The following is a 15,620-nucleotide window of genomic DNA, read 5'->3' on the forward strand; positions in this document are numbered from 1 at the left end:
CCGACGGCCTACCGCGCCACGGCCAGGCAGTACGCCTCATCGCCCGCGAGCAGGTTGCGGTGGGTGTCCTCGGCGGTGACGACCCCCTCGTCCAGGACCAGCACCCGGTCCGCCGCGTCCAGGAGCGCCGGACTGCTGGTGATCACCAGGGTGGTCCGGCCCCGCCGCAGCTTCGCGATGTTGCGGGCGATGAGCTGCTCGGTGACCGCGTCGACGGCGGTCGTCGGGTTGTGCAGGACCAGCACATCGGCGTCGGCGGCCAGCGCCCGGGCCAGCGAGAGCCGCTGGCGCTGCCCGCCGGAGAGGTTGGCCCCGCGGTCGCGGACCGCGTAGTCGAGCCCGTCGCGGTGGAGGGCGACCACATCGGTCAGCATGGACGCCTCGACGGCTTCGGGGAGCGTACGGCTGCTGCCCGACGGGTCGATGTTGGTCCGCAGCGTGCCGCCGAAGATCTCCGCGTCGTACGGATTCACCAGCAGGTGCTCCCGTACCGCCTCGACCGACAGGTCCGCCAGCTCCTGACCGCCGAGCCGGACCACTCCCTCGTACGCCGGTGGCGGAACGTTCACCGCGAGTACGGCGGCCAGGTCCGCCGCGGCACGCGGCTGGTAGGGGGCGATCGCCACGAACTCCCCCGCGGCCACGGTGAACTTCAGCCCGCGCAGGGTTCCATGGGTTACGTTGTCGACCTCCAGGTCCCCGCCTGGCGCCGGGCGTCCGGGACCCGGGACCGTCACCGGCGGGGCGGAGAGCACCAGGGCCATGCGCTCGGCGGAGGCGCGGGCGATCATCACGTACTTGGGCATCTCCGAGAACATCTTGAGCGGTTCCATGATGAACTGCGCGAGCCCCACGGCCATCACCAGTTCACCGATGGAGATCTGGCCGCCGAACGCCAGCCAGCCCGCCGTCAGGGAGACGGCGGCGGCGAGGACGGCGTTGAGGGCCAGCGCGGTGCCCGCGTAGGCGCCGTTCACCCTGGCGACGGTGATCGCCTGGCGCTTGGCGTCGGTGCTGACCCGGCGGTAGGAGCCGAACGCCGCGTGGTTGCCGCCGAAGCCGTGGAGCGGGCGCAGGCCGATGATGAGGTCGGCGACCTTGGCCCCGGCCAGCGCCACCTTGGCCTGCTGCACCTGGGTGCTGGAGCCGATCCGCTTGGACATCACGGCCAGGATCGACAGGATGCCGACGGTCCCCACGATCACCAGCAGACCGAGCCGCAGGTCGGCCAGGCTCAGCGCGACCGCCGCGACGACCACCGCGACCAGGGAGCTGATCAGCAGCGGCACCACCTCGATGATGTCGGCGGTCTGGTCGGCGTCCTCGGTGGCGATGGTGAGGATCTCGCCGGACTTGAGGCCGTCCACGTCGTCCCTGGCCACCGGTTGGAGCCCACAGGCCGCCACCTGGACCCGCCAGCGGTGCGCCTCGGTCGTGTTGGCCTTCTGCAGCACCCGCATGCCGAACCGCCACGACAGGGAGACCGTCGTGATGATCACGGCGAGCGAGCCGATCGACACCCCGAGCGAGCCGAGGCTGCGGTCCTGCATCGTGTGCTCGACGATCAGTCCGAGCGCGATGGGGAACGCGGTCTCGGCCGCCTGGTAGAGGCCCATGAGGACGGTGCCCGCGATCATGGCGCCGATGTTGCGGCGCAGAGCGGTCCGCAGGATGGCGGCGCCGTGGCGGGGCCGCTGCGTGTCAGTCTTCATCAAGGGGTGTCAGTTCTCATCGAGGTGGCGGGCGATCGCTTCCGGGGTGCGCAGGGTGAACAGGTCGCGGATGGTGATCACCGGACCGTACTCGCGGCGGAGCAGCCCGATCAGCCGCACCGCCAGCATGGAGTGTCCGCCGAGGGAGACGAAATCGCTCACCGCGCTCACCTCGTCGTCGTCCAGGTCGAGCGCCTCGGCGAAGAACTCGCAGACCACGGTCTCGGTCTCACTCGAAGGTCCGCGCTCCCCCGCCGTGGTCAGCGCGCCGAGCGGCCGGGCCTCCGGCAGCGCCTTGGTGTCGGCCTTCCCGTTCACGGTCAGCGGGATGCTGTCGACCTGGGCGAAGTGCGTCGGACGCAGGAAGTCCGGTAGTCCGGCGCTGACTTCGACGGCGACCGCCGCCAACTCCACTCCCTCCAGGACGAGATAGGCGGCCAGCCGGTAGGCGCCGTCGACCTGCGGGTCGGGCTGGGCGACCGCGGCCACGAACCGGACGGCCGGGTGGGCGGCGAACACGGCCTCCACCTCTCCGAGCTCGACCCGGTGGCCTCGGATCTTGACCTGCTGGTCGGTACGGCCCAGGTAGACGATGTTCCCGTCGGGCCGGCGGACCACCAGGTCGCCGGTCCGGTACATCCGCTCGCCGGGCGCGCCGAACGGGCAGGCGACGAAGCGGTGCGCGGTCTGGCCGCTCTGCCCCAGATAGCCGCGGGCGATGCCGACACCCGCCACGTACAGCTCGCCGGGCGCCCCGTCGGGCAGCGGTCGCAGCCAAGGGTCGAGGACGTACACCTCGGTGTTGTCGATCGCCACGCCGACCACCGGGTCCTGGCATTCGAAGGTGCCGACGCCGAGGGTGTTGATGGTGTATTCGGTGGGCCCGTACAGGTTGTAGCCGACCGTGCCCTCGGTCTCGGCGAGCCGCTGCCACAGGGTCGGCGTGACGGCCTCTCCGCCCAGCAGCACGAGCGGGGGCCGCTGGTGCGGGTCGTCCAGCAGCCCTTCGGCGATGAGCTGCTGCGCGTAGGTCGGGGTCACGTTGATGACGTCGATCGCGTGCTCGGCGCAGTACTCGACGAGGCGGGGTGCGTCGCGGCGCAACTCCTCGTCGCAGATGTGGACTTCGTGACCGTCGGCGAGCCAGAGCAGCTCCTCCCACGACATGTCGAAGGCGAACGACACGGTGTGTGCGATCCGGAAGGTCCGGTGGCCGTGTTCGGCGAGCACCGGTTCGAAGATGCGGCGCTGATGGTTGATCAGCATGTTGGTGAGTCCGGCGTACTCGGTCACCACGCCCTTGGGCTTCCCGGTCGAGCCGGAGGTGTAGATCGTGTACGCGGGGTGGCGCAGCCGGTCCGGATCGTCCGGGGCGAAGGTCACGTACGGCTCGGCGGCCGGCAGCGGCCGGTCCAGTTCGATCAGCTCGCCGGTCAGCCGGGGCGACACACCGCTCACCGTGAGGATGACCTCGGGCCGCGCGTCCTCGACGATGGTCGCGAGGCGCTCGTCCGGGTGGTCCAGCTCCAGCGGTACGTAGGCGGCACCGACGCGCAGGACGGCGAAGAGCGCCGCGATCCAGTCGAGCGAGCGCGGGATCGCCAGGCCCACGGCCGTCTCCGGGCCGATCCCGCGCTGGGCGAGCACACCCGCCACGGCCCGGCTGCGGTCGCGGAGTTGGGCGAAGGTGAGGGTCGCGCCGTCGGCGACGAGCGCGATCCGTTCCGGATGGCGGTCGGCCGCGAGGTCGAAGCGGTCGACGACGGTGTCGGTGCCGACGTCGGTACGTTCGGCGGGCTCCGGGACGGGTCCCAGTCCCGGCAGAGCGCCCATGCGTCCCGTCGTCGAGCGGGCCACGTCCTCCAGCACCCGCAGGTAGTCGCCGAGGAGCAGGCGGGCGGCGGCCGCGTCGCCGTGGCGGTGTTCCAGCTTGACGGTGAGCCGGTCGCCGGGGGTGACGACCCAGGTGTACGGGTAGTGCGTGGAGTCGTCCGCCTGGACGGAGGTGATGCCGTGGCGGGCGTTCATCGCGGCGAAGGCGTCCAGGTCCAGAAAGTTCTGGAGGACGAAGAGGTTGTCGAACAGGGTGTCGTGGCCGCTGGCCCGCTGGATCTCGCCGAGCCCCAGGTGCTCGTGGTCCATGGCCGCGACCCGCGCCGCCTGCACCCCGGACAGGTAGGTGCCGACCGTCTCCTCGGGCCGGGCCCGGGTCCACAGGGGCACGGTGTTGAGGAGTACGCCGACGATCGCGCCGTGCCCCTCGCCTTCCCGGCCCGAGACGGTGACGCCGAACACCGCGTCGCTCCGGCCGGTGCGGGCGCCGAGCAGGAGGCCGAAGGCGCCGGTCAGCACCGAGTTCAGCGTGACGCCGTGTACCCGGGCCGCGTCGCGCAGGAGATCCGTCAGCTCGGCGGAGAGCGTGTGCGTGAGCGGTTGCGGCAACTCCTCGCTGAGAGCGGGGGCCGGTCCGGCGAGCAGCGTGGGCCCGGTCAGGCCGGCCAGGTGGTCGGCCCAGAAGCGCTCCGACACGGCCGGGTCCTTGGCGGCGAGCTCCCGCGCGTACTCCTCGAAGCCCGGCACGGCCGGAGCCGCGTCCCACGGCTCGCCCGCCAGGACGGCCTCGTACGCGTCGAACAGGTCGCGCAGCACGATCTCGCGGGACCAGCCGTCCCAGAGCAACAGGTGGTAGCTGAGCAGCAGCCCGTCCCGGCCGTCGGGCAGCCGGACCACGGTCAGCCGGATCAGCGGCGGCTCGCCCGGGTCGAAGCCGCGCTCACGGTCGCGGGTGCGCACCTCCTCCACCTCGGCGTCCGTGGTCAGCTCGACCGTGCGGACGTCGACCCGCCTTCCTGACTTGAGGAGTTGGACCGGGTTGCCGTCGTCGTCGGTGGTGAAGCCGGCGCCGACGACCGGGTGGCGGGCGATGACGTACGCCATGGCCTCGGCCAGTGCGTCGGTGTCGATCCGCCGGTCGAAGGTGAACCAGCTCTGCGCGACGTAATGCCCGGCCGCTCCTGCCAGTTGGGCCTGGAAGAAGAGGCCGCGCTGGAGCGGGGTGACCGGTGCGGTGCGCTCGGCGGTCGCGGCGGCGGTGCCGATCCGTGCCAGGGCGGTGAGCCAGTGGTCGGTGATCGTGCCGGGGACGCCGTCGGCGAGGGTGAAGGCCGCGTGGAGGCTGCCGGTGGCCTCGTCGGTCCAGGCGTTGACCTCGACGGCGTACGGGCTGTGCTGCTCGCCGGCGGTGAGGCGTAGGGCCTGCGATTCGCCGCCTCGGCCGAGGTAGTTGAAGAGAACCTGGGGGCGGGCGGTGAGGAGCGGGGCCGTCTGCGGGTTGAGGTGGCGGAGGCGGCCGTAGGCGACGTGCCCTTCCTCGTCCGGCTGGCGGTCGGCGATCTCGCGGGCGGCGGCGACGGGGTCGGTGTGAGCGGTGAGGCGTACGGGGGCGATGGAGGTGAACCAGCCGACGGTACGGGTGTAGTCGTGGTGGTCCGCCGCCGGGACCCGGCCGTGGCGCTCCAGGTCGATCGCCAGGTCGGTGGGGGCCGCTGCCGGCTGGATGCGGGTGAGCGCGGCGCGCAGGGCGCCGCAGAGCAGCTCGGTGAGGCCGACGCCGAGGGCGGCGGGGGCGGTGCGGGTCACCTGGTCGCTGATGTCGGGTGCGAGGACGACGGTGGTCTCGCGCAAGGCCGTGGGCGCGGTGGTGTCCGTGGGCCCGGGCAGGAGCGGTGGTGCCTGGAGCGTGGTGATCCAGTGGCCGAGGCCGTCGGCCGATGCGGCGGACCGTACGGCGAGGGCTTCGGCGTACTCGGCGTACGGCGTGGTCGGCGGCGGCAGGTCGGAGCCGTTCAGGGCGGTGGTCAGGTCGTCGAGGAGGATCAGCCAGGACACCGCGTCGACGGCGAGGTGGTGCACGGTGACGACCAGGGTGCGGCTCGCCGCCAGCCAGGAGAACGCGATGACGTCTCCGGCCTCGGGGTCGAGCCGTCCGGCGGCCTCGTCGGCGGCGGCCGTCGCGTCGGTGGTGTCCGGGGTGGTGACGGTGGCCTCGCGGGCGGGTTCGGTGCGCAGGGTCCAGACGCCGTGCTCGACGAGGAGCCGGAGCCGGAGGGCCGGGTGGGCGGCCAGGACGGCGTCGGCGGCGCGCCGGATGTCGGCGAGGCCGGTGGTACCGGGCACCGCCAGGGCCCTGGCCTGGGCGAACCGGGTCAGCGAACCGCCCAGCTCCCGCAGGCGCAGGATGATCGGCGTGAGCGGCAGTGGGCCGTCCTCGCGGCGGGTGGCGGGTGCCGGGGAGGCCTGGGGCGTGCGGGTGGCCAGGTGGTCGGCGAGGGCACGCGGGGTCTTGAGGAGGAAGACGTCGCGGGGGGCGATCTGCAGACCGTGTGCGCGAGCCCGGTTGATCACGGTGATCGCGACGATGCTGTCGCCGCCGGCGCCGAAGAAGTCGGTGTCGGCGTCCACGGTGGCGCCGGGCAGCGCCTCGGCGAAGATGTCGACGATTGTGGTGACTTGGGAGCCGCTGGGCGCTGTCGGTGCGTCCTGCGGTGTGGTGGCCGCGCGCTCGGTGAGGGCCTTGCGGTCCAGCTTGCCGTTGACCGTCAGCGGCAGCGCGTCGAGCGGCAGCACGCGGTCCGGGACCATGTGGACGGGCAGCTTGGCCGAGAGCAGAGCGGTGAGGTCGGCGGGCGCCTGGCCCACGACATGCGCGACGAGGTGGTCACCGCCGGCCGCCACCGTGACGGCCGCATCGACGATGCCCGCCACCTCCCTGATCGCCGACTCCACTTCACCGAGCTCGACCCGGAACCCCTTCAGCTGCACCTGGTCGTCGGCGCGGCCCGCGAACTCCAGCTCGCCGTCGAGCGTCCGCCGCGCGAGGTCGCCCGTGTGGTACATCCGGGTGCCGTCGCCGGCGAACGGGTTCGCCACGAAGCGGCTCGCGGTGAGCCCGGAGCGGCCCAGATAGCCGAGGGAGACCTGGTCGCCCGCCACATAGATGGCGCCCACCCGGCCCGGTGGCACCGGCCGGAGCCGGTCGTCGAGAAGATAGGTGGCCAGACCGGGAATCGGGCCACCTATCGGGCTGATGTCCGTCGCGCGGGCGAAGTCCTCGTCGGTCAGGACCCGGTGCGTGACATGGACGGTGGTCTCGGTGATGCCGTACATGTTGACCAGCTCGGGCGACGCGGTGCCGTGCCGCTCGACCCAGCCGCGCAGCCGTCCGAGATCCAGCGCCTCGCCGCCGAAGATGATCCGGCGCAGCGCGGTGACCGGTTCCTCGGCGTGGAGGTCGGCCTCGATGAACTGGTGGAAGGCGGAAGGGGTTTGGTTGAGGATGGTCACGCCGCGCTCGCGGACCAGCCGGTGGAAGTCGACCGGCGAGCGGGTCAGTCCGTACTCCGGGACCAGCAGCTCACCGCCGTGGACGAGCGCGCCCCACAGCTCCCAGACGGCGAAGTCGAAGGAGAAGGAGTGGAAGTGGACCCAGACGTCGTGCGGCCCGAAGTCCATGTCCGGCCGGGTGTTGGCGAGGAGCGCCACCACGGCGGAGTGCGGGACGACGACGCCCTTGGGCCGGCCGGTGGAGCCGGAGGTGTAGATGACGTACGCCGCATCCTGCGGGCGCACCTCCGGCACGGCGGTGTCGGCGGTCTGCGGCAGGTCCTCGCCCTGGACGAGCACGCGGGCCCGCACACCGGCCCGCTCCAGCAGACCGGTGAAGCGGTCGCGCTGCTCCCGGTCCACCAGGACGACCTGCGGGGCGGCGTCGGCGAGGATGTACTCCAGCCGCTCGTCCGGATAGGCGAGGTCGAGCGGTACGTACGCGCCTCCGGCGGTGACGACGGCGACCAGGGCGACGACCTGCTCCAGGGAGCGCGGAACGGCGACGGCGACCCGTTGCCCGGGGCGGACTCCGGCCGCGCGCAGGGCCGATGCCAACTTGTCCTTGGACAGGCGGAGTTCGCCGTACGTCTGGGAGCGTGTGGAGCCGTCCAGAGCGCACTGGGTCACGGCGGTGGCCGCCGGGTCGCGGTGTGCGGCGGTGTCGAACAGTGCGCCCAGGGTCGTCGGGGGGACAGGCTCGGGGACACGGCCCCGGGCGGGGACCAGCTCGTCGACGCGGGCGTCCGGGCGGCTCAGCAGCTCGGTGAGGGTCCGGGTGAAGGTGTGCAGGATCGCCTCGGCGCTCTCCTTGCGCAGCAACTCACCGTCGTAGATGAGGTTGAAGCGCGGGCGGCCGTCGGCCGACCGCTCGACGACGAGCGTCAACGGGTAGTGCGGAGCGCCCTCGTTGACGATGTCGGTGATGGTGAGGGTGTCGTCCGGGCCGCGCAGCGCGGCCACGTCGGTCGCGACGTCGAACACCACCAGGGTGTCGAAGAGCGAGCCCGCTCCGGCCTGTCGGCCGATCCCGGCGAGCGAGACGTGCTGGTGTGCCAGGACCGCGCTCTGGTGCTCCTTCACCGCGGCGAGCAGGTCGTACGCGGTGTCGGTGGCGGCCCAACGGGCCCGCACGGGGATGGTGTTGATGAAGAGGCCGACCATGTCCCGGATGCCGGGCACCTCGGCGTCGCGCCCGGAGACGGTGGAGCCGAAGACGACGTCCCGGCCGCTAAGAATCCCGCCCAGCGTGAGGGCCCACGCGCTGTGGACGGCCGCGCTCAGCGGCACGCCCGCCGACCGTGCGGCGATGTCGATGTCGTCGGCGGGCTCGGCGGCGATGTCGGCGAACCGCTCGGAAGGAGTGTGGCCCTCGGCGACCAGTGAGGGGCCGGGCAGATCGGCGAGTTCGTCGGCCCAGACGCGGTCGCTCTCGTCCTGGTCCTGGTCCGCGAGCCAGCCGACGTAGTCGCGGTAGCCGCCGATCGGGTGCACGGAGCCCGGTGCGTGGTACTCGGCGAGCAGGGCGCGGAGCATCGGTGGCACCGACCAGCCGTCGGCGATGATGTGGTGCACGGTCTGCACCAGGACGGTGCGGCCGGCTCCGGCGCGGATGAGCGTGTAGCGCATCAGCGGGCCGGTGGCGAGGTCGAACCCGGTGCGGCGGTCCGACTCGGCGAGGTCGCGGATCTCGTCGTCGGTGATGGCGGGGCGGTCCAGCGTGGTGAAGGGCGCGCGGACGCCGCTCTCGACGACCGAGACGACCCGGCCGTCGGCCAGCGCGGCGAATCGGGCGGCCAGGTTGGGGTAGAGCGTCAGCAGCCGGGTGGCAGCGGCCGCGAGCCGGTCGGCGTCCACTTCGCCCCGGAGCGTGAGCAGTTGCTGCTCGACGTAGCTTCCCGTGGCGTCGTCGTCGAAGACCGAGTGGAAGTAGAGGCCTTCCTGGAGAGGCGTCAGCGGGAGGATGTCCCGCAGCCGCTCACTGTCCAGGTCGTCCACGTCGGCCTGGGTGAGCAGCGGCACCAGTGGGAAGTCGCTGGGCGTGTGGCCGCCTTCGTCGAGCGCGGCGAGCGCGGACAGGGCCGCACCGAAGTACGTACCGAGCGTGGTGATGTCCGCTTCGGTGAAGACGCCTTCGGGCCAGGAGATGGTGGTGACGAGTTCGTACGCGCCGTCGGTGTCCGGCTCGGCGATCGCGTTGAACTCCAGGGCGCGCGGCAGGCGCATCCTCGGATCGCGCTTCTCGCCCAACTGCCCGGTGGCTCCGGCGAGCTGCCAGTCTCCGGCGGATCCGGCGTCGAAGCGGCCCAGGTAGTTGAAGAGCACCTGCGGCGCGGGACCGGTCGGTTCGGTGCCGGCGAGGTAGCGCAGGGCGCCGTAGGAGAGACCGTTGCCCGGGACCCGGGCGAGGTCTTCCTTGACCGCCTTGAGGGCGGCGGCGAGGTAGTCGGGTGCGGTGAGGTCGGCTGCGGTGCCGGGGTCCACGGTCACCGGGAAGAGCGTGGTGAACCAGCCGACCGTACGAGAGAGTTCGGGTTCGAATCCGGCCGCGTCCGCGACGAACCGGCCCTCGCGGCCGTGGCCCTCCAGCTCGATGTGCGCGAAGGTCTGCTCCTGGCCACGGTCCCGGCGCCACCGGGCGAGAGCCACGGCCAGTGCGGTGAGCAGGACGTCGTTGACGCCCGCGTGGAACTTGGCGGGGATGTCGCCGAGCAGCGCGGCCGTCTCCTCGGGGCCGACGGCCACCGTCCGGGTCCGCTCGCGGGCCACGGTGTCGGCTTCGGTGAGGGCGCGCCTGCCGAGCGGTGCGTCCGCTGCGGGCAGGGCGCGCTGGAAGTACGTGCGGTCGGCGTCGAAGGGTGTGCGGCAGAGGAGCTGGGTCCAGCGCCTGAACGACGTACCGACGGGCGGGAGTTCGATGGACGTGCCCGAGGTGTACTGGCGCCAGGCCGTGGCCAGGTCGTCCATGAGGATCCGCCAGGACACGCCGTCGATCACCACATGGTGCGCGACCAGGACGAGTTGGCGGTCGGCGGGACGCCAGACGGCGCGCAGCATGACGCCGCTGTCCGGGTCGAGTGGATCGGTGGCCAGCTCGACGCACTCCTCCAGCGGCCGGTCACTCTCCCGCCACTCCACGGCGGCCTGTCCGGCCGGCGGTATGTCGAAGCTCCAGCGTTCACCGCGCACCAGCCGGGCGCGGAGCATGTCGTGGCGGGCGGGAAGAGCGGCGAGGACGGCGTCGAGCCCTTCGGCGGTCAGCTCGGCCGGAGTGTTGAGGACGACCGACTGGACGAAGCCGTCGATCGCGTCGGTGGTCTCGCCGAGCCACTGCACGATGGGCGAGCCGACGACGGTGCCGGTGGCGGTGTCGGCGTGGTCCACGGTGGAGACGTCGTCGCGGCTCGCCACCGCAGCCAGCGCTCCGACGGTGGTGTGGGTGAAGATCTGGCGGGCCGTGACGTGGAGGCCGGCCTCGCGCAGGGCGCTGAGCAGGGAGATCGCCAGGATGCTGTCGCCGCCGAGCTGGAAGAAGTCCTGGTCGACGCCGACGTCGTCGATGCGGAGCACGGCGGCGACCGCCGCGCACACCAGGCGCTCGTTCCCGGTGGTGGGCGCTGCCAGGTTGCCGGTGGGGCGGGCGGGCTCCGGCAGGGCATCGCGGTCGATCTTGCCGTTGGCCGTGAGCGGGAACGCGGTGAGGACGACGAGGTGGGCGGGGACCATGTACTCGACCATGTGGGTGGTGGCCCAGGCCGTCACCTCGTCCGCCGTGAGCTCTTCACCGCCGCCCGAGGGGATGACGTAGCCGATCAGGTAGGTGCCGCCCGCGCTGTTCTTCCGGGCGACGACACAGCTGTGCCGTACGCGCGGGTGTTCGGCGAGAGAGGCCTCGACGTCCTCGATCTCCAGCCGCATCCCGCGGATCTTGATCTGGTTGTCGGCTCGGCCGAGGAAGTCCAGCGAGCCGTCCGCCGCGTACCGGGCCAGGTCGCCGGTGCGGTAGAGGCGGGAGCCGTCGGCGGCGAAGGGGTTGGCGACGAAGCGGGAGGCGGTGAGGCCGGGGGCGTTGACGTAGCCGCGGCCCAGGAGGAGGCCGCCGACGTACAGTTCGCCGCCGACGCCGAACGGGACCGGGCGCAGTTCGTCGTCCAGCACATAGAGCTGGGTGTTGGGGTTGGCCCTGCCGATCGAGGTCGACAGGCGTTCGGCCTCGCCCCGGTAGATGACGTGGGAGACGCCGATGGTCGTCTCGGCCGGTCCGTAGCCGTGGTACATGGGGATGCCGAGCCGGTTGCGGAACCGCTCGTACAGCTCCGGGGTCAGCACCTCGCCCCCGCACCAGACGTGGCGCAGGCTGTCGAGGCTGCCGGATCCGCCTTCGATCTCCAGGAGGACGTCCAGCATGGAGGAGACCAGGTAGGTGAAGGTGACGCGCTGTTCCGCGATGACGCCGAGCAGGTGGTGCGGGTCGCGTTCGCCGCCGGGCCGCAGGATCACCAGCCGGCCGCCGGAGACCAGCGGCAGGAAGATCTCGTTGATGGAGATGTCGAAGGAGAGTGGCGCCTTGAACAGCGACGCGTCGTCGTGGCCGAACCGCAGGATCTCCTCCCGCTGCCACAGCAGGCGTTCGCTGATGGCCTCGTGACGGATCATCGCGCCCTTGGGCCGGCCGGTGGAGCCGGAGGTGAAGATGACGTACGCGAGTGAGGTGGCGTGGACGGTCGCCTCGGGTCCGTCGGCCGGGTGGGAGCCGAACGCCCAGCGGCCGAGGTCGACGGCGACGGCGTCCGGTTCGGCCGCGTCCGACTCGCCGGAGCTGTTGAGCTGGAGCACGACCCGGGCGTCCGCGACGACGACGGCCCTGCGGGCGGCGGGCCACTGCGGATCGAGCGGGACGAACGCGCCGCCTGCCTGGAGTACGGCGAGGAGGCCGATGACCATGTCGGCGGAGCGGCCGAGGGAGATCCCGACGACCTGTTCGGCGCCGAGGCCGCGTTCGATCAGGTGGTGGGCCAACTGCGCTGACTTCTCGGCGGCCTCGCGGTAGGTCAGCGTGCGGTGCTCGTCGACGATCGCGACGGCGTCCGGCCTGGCGCGCGCCTGTTCGTGGAACAGCTCCATGACGGTCGGGCGGGCACGGTCGGCGCGGTTGTCGTTCCACCGGGCGAGGGTCCTGATCCGTGCGGCGATGCTGGAGGGGCCGATGGTGCCGACGGGCCGGTCCGGGAAGTCGGCCAGGTCGTCCAGGGCCAGCTGCGCTTCGGCCGGCGGAACGCCGTAGGGAACCGTCACTCTCAGGTTGTCCACGGAGACGTCCCAACCCGGTTTTCCGCCACCGCCGTTGTCGACCCAGCCGAGCACATCGGCGAACGAGGTGCCGGGCGTGAGGTCGATGCCGTCGGGGCCGGTGCCCGTCGCCCAGTACGCCAGGCCGATGGCGCACGCCTCGGCTATGGTCCGGTCGCCGTACTCTCCGATCCGCCGGCGCACATCGGCGAAGTGGGTGGGAGAGAGAAGCACGTGAGGAGCGGTCGGTTCCGTCATCGAAGACTCAGCACCCTTCCAAGGCATTCAAGTGAGCCTAACCTTACTTAGGTTGCCCTAACTTCCCTCGCGCCACGCACGCCACAGACGCGCGTACATGCCCCCGAGAGCCACCAGCTCCTCGTGCGTCCCCTCCTCCACCACGCGCCCCGCATCCAGCACGGCGATCCGGTCCGCCGCCATGGCCTGGGTCAGCCGGTGGGCCACGAAGAGCGTGGTACGGCCCGCGCAGGCGGCCAGTACGGCGCGCTCCAGCTCGGCGGCGCCTTCGCTGCCCGCCTCGGCGGTCGACTCGTCCAGCACGACCACCGGTGAGCGGCTCAACACCAAGCGGATCAGAGCGACTTGGGCGACCTTGGTCACATCCAGGCGCTCTCCGCCCTCGCCGACCACGGCGTACAGACCACCGGGCAGCAGCTCGACCCAGCCGTCGGCGCCGACCGTCCGCACCGCCTCCATCAGCTCCGCGTCGCTCGCCTCGGGGGCGGCGAGACGCAGATCGTCGGCGAGCGGCCCGGAGAAGACGTGCGTCTCCTGGGTCAGGATGCTGACCAGGGACCGCGCCTCGGCCTCGTCGAGCCCGGCGAGGTCCCGCGAGCCGATGCGTACGGTCCCGGTCTGCGGGGTTCCGATGCCGGCGACCAGCGCGGCGAGCGTCGACTTGCCGGCGCCCGTCGCGCCCACCAGCGCCAGCGAACCACCGGCCGGAATCGACAGGGCGACCTCGCGGAGGACCGGTTCCTCGGTGTCGGGATAGCTGAAGGTCAGGTCCTCCACGGTCACCGCGTACGGCACGGCCTCGGCCCGGGCGACGGACGCGTCGCCCACCAGACGCTCCTCCGCCGGCTCCGCAAGCACGCCGACCAGACGGGTGAGGCTGGCGCCGGACTTCTGCGCCTCGTCGAAGGTGAACATGATGGCGCCGAGCGGCGTGAAGAGCCGGTGGAACATCAGCGGAGCGGCCGAGACCTCGCCGAGCGTGGCGGCGTCGGCCTCCAGCAGCGCGTACCCGACCACCAGGATCAGGACGAGGCCGATGAACTCGGCGCGGTTCTCGCGTCCGACGAACCGGCCGAAGAAGCGGAACACCTCGATGCCGAGGTTGCGCACCCGCCACGACTCGGCGGTGACCTTCTCGCGGACGTCGCCCTCCAGGCGGTACGCCCGTACGGTGTCTATCCCGTTGAGGCCGCTGATCAGCGCCTGCGCGCGGTCGGCCTGGGCGATGCGCTGGCTGCGGTAGAGGGGGGCGGACCGGGGCAGGTACCAGCGCAGGGCGAAGGCGTACGCCGGGAGCGCGCAGGCCCCGGCCAGGCCGAGCCGCCAGTCCAGGCCGAACATGCCGAGCGTGGCGATGGCCACCAGCACGCCGGCCGAGAACACCGTGGGAATGGCCTGCCGGATGCCCTTGGAGAGCACGGCCACGTCGTCGCCGACCCGGGAGAGCACATCGCCGCGGCCGACCTGTTCGACGCGGGCGCTCGGCATGCCGAGCACGGCCCGTACGGCGCTCTCCCGCAGCTGGGCGAGCAGCTCCGCGCCGAGCCGTCCGATCAGGTACGTGGAGGCCGCGGTGGCCGCCGCGCCGAGCAGCGCGGCGGCTCCCATCAGCACGCCGACGGTGACGAGCACCGAGCGTGGTTCGCCGCCGACCACCCCGTCGACCACCCGGCCCAGCAGGAGCACAGGGACCACCTGGAGGGCCGCGCCGGCCACGGTGGTGACCACGGTGGAGAAGGTCAGCCACGGGGCGCGGCGGCAGTGTGCCGCCACCCAGCCGGTGGCCTCTCTCCCCGTCGCCGTACGCAGCTTCGTCGGGGCCGCGGGGGTGTCGGTGACTGTCACACCATCGCCAGTTCTCGGTGGGGGGAGGACGGTGCGGGCGTCATCGTTACTTGGCCGCCTTGACCAGCTCGTCGACCGCGTACGGCAGGGAGAGCAGCGTGCCCTGGGACATGGCGGCGCCGATCGCCGGGCCCTCGCTGTCCAGGAGGTAGGAGACGTTGCCGTTCTTGACGGCGGGCAGGTTGGCGAAGAGCTCGAACTTCTTGAGCGCCTCGGTGTCCGCCTTGTCGTTGATGACGAAGATGCGGTCCACGTCGATCAGGTCGATGCGCTCGGGCGACAGCTCGGTGGAGAACTTGCCGTCGGCGATCTTGTCGATCTCGGTCTGGTAGCCGAAGCCGGCACCGGTGACCAGCTGGCCGCGCACATCGGTGGAGGTGAACGGGTACACCGCGCCCTTGTACCAGGAGAGCGCTACGGCCTTCTGCTCGGCGAAGGCGGGGTTGTCCTTCTTGGCCGCGTCCAGCTTGTCCTGGATGCCCTTCACCAGCTCCTTGCCCTCGGTCTCCTTGCCGAGCGCCTTGGCGATGTGGACCGCGTTGTCCTGCCAGGGAGCGCTGAAGGGCTCCTTCTCGGCCTTGGTGCGGCCGACGGTCGGCGCGATCTTGGAGAGCTTGTCGTAGGCGGCCTGGTCGACCTCGGAGTAGACCGCGATGATCAGGTCCGGGCGGAGGGAGGCGATCTTCTCGAAGTTGGGGCCCGCGTCGCCGTTGTTCATGACGACCTCGGGGCGGGTGTCGCCCCACTTGTCCTTGACCCAGGGCCACTGGGTGTTGATGTCGGGGGTCTGGCCCACCGGGTTCGGGTACTGGTCGACCATGCCGACCGGCTTGATGCCGAAGGCGAGGATGGCCTGGTCGTCCGTGTAGCCCACGGAGACGACGCGCTCAGGGGCCTTCTCGACCTTCGTGGATCCGAACGCGTGCTCCACCGTGACCGGGAACGCGCCGGCGCCGGCGGCCGGGGCGTCGTCGCTCTTCTTCGCCTCCGTGTCGGAACCGCATCCCGTGAGGAGGCCGACGCCGAGGGTCGCGACGGAGAGTGCCGCGGCCAGCCGCCGCCACGGCTGAGCGAGCGTCGTTCGATGGAGAAACATCCGGAATCCCTTGCTGTCGCGCTGTCCACTGCGCCCCT

The 15,620-nt window shown here is 71.9% G+C and carries 4 protein-coding genes; all 4 read right to left on the reverse strand.

Annotation, left to right across the window (positions count from 1 at the left end; genetic code table 11):
* Positions 1–8: 8 nt before the first annotated feature.
* The 4 genes from ACIRR8_RS19755 to ACIRR8_RS19770 are packed head-to-tail and all read right to left on the reverse strand — an operon-like array spanning position 9 to position 15,582.
* Positions 9–1,712, reverse strand: coding sequence for an ABC transporter transmembrane domain-containing protein (locus ACIRR8_RS19755; RefSeq protein ID WP_404066208.1), 1,704 nt, complete (start codon positions 1,710–1,712; stop codon positions 9–11).
* A 9-nt stretch (positions 1,713–1,721) separates the two neighbouring features.
* On the reverse strand, positions 1,722–12,641 hold the full coding sequence (locus ACIRR8_RS19760; RefSeq protein WP_404066211.1) for an amino acid adenylation domain-containing protein: 10,920 nt from the start codon (positions 12,639–12,641) through the stop codon (positions 1,722–1,724).
* Between the two features lie 57 nt (positions 12,642–12,698).
* On the reverse strand, positions 12,699–14,486 hold the full coding sequence (locus ACIRR8_RS19765) for an ABC transporter ATP-binding protein (RefSeq protein ID WP_404066214.1): 1,788 nt from the start codon (positions 14,484–14,486) through the stop codon (positions 12,699–12,701).
* Positions 14,487–14,532: 46 nt separating this feature from the next.
* Positions 14,533–15,582 carry an iron-siderophore ABC transporter substrate-binding protein gene (locus tag ACIRR8_RS19770; RefSeq protein ID WP_404066217.1) on the reverse strand — a complete coding sequence of 350 codons (1,050 nt, stop codon included), beginning with the start codon at positions 15,580–15,582 and terminating at the stop codon, positions 14,533–14,535.
* Between the last annotated feature and the right edge of the window lie 38 nt (positions 15,583–15,620).

This window comes from Streptomyces sp. NPDC101178, assembly GCF_044767965.1.
GTDB lineage: Bacteria > Actinomycetota > Actinomycetes > Streptomycetales > Streptomycetaceae > Streptomyces.

Coding starts and splice junctions, on each gene's coding strand:
- ACIRR8_RS19760 (WP_404066211.1), bottom strand. CDS start 12,641: ATGACGGAACCGACCGCTCCTCACGTGCTTCTCTCTCCCACCCACTTC.
- ACIRR8_RS19755 (WP_404066208.1), bottom strand. CDS start 1,712: ATGAAGACTGACACGCAGCGGCCCCGCCACGGCGCCGCCATCCTGCGG.
- ACIRR8_RS19770 (WP_404066217.1), bottom strand. CDS start 15,582: ATGTTTCTCCATCGAACGACGCTCGCTCAGCCGTGGCGGCGGCTGGCC.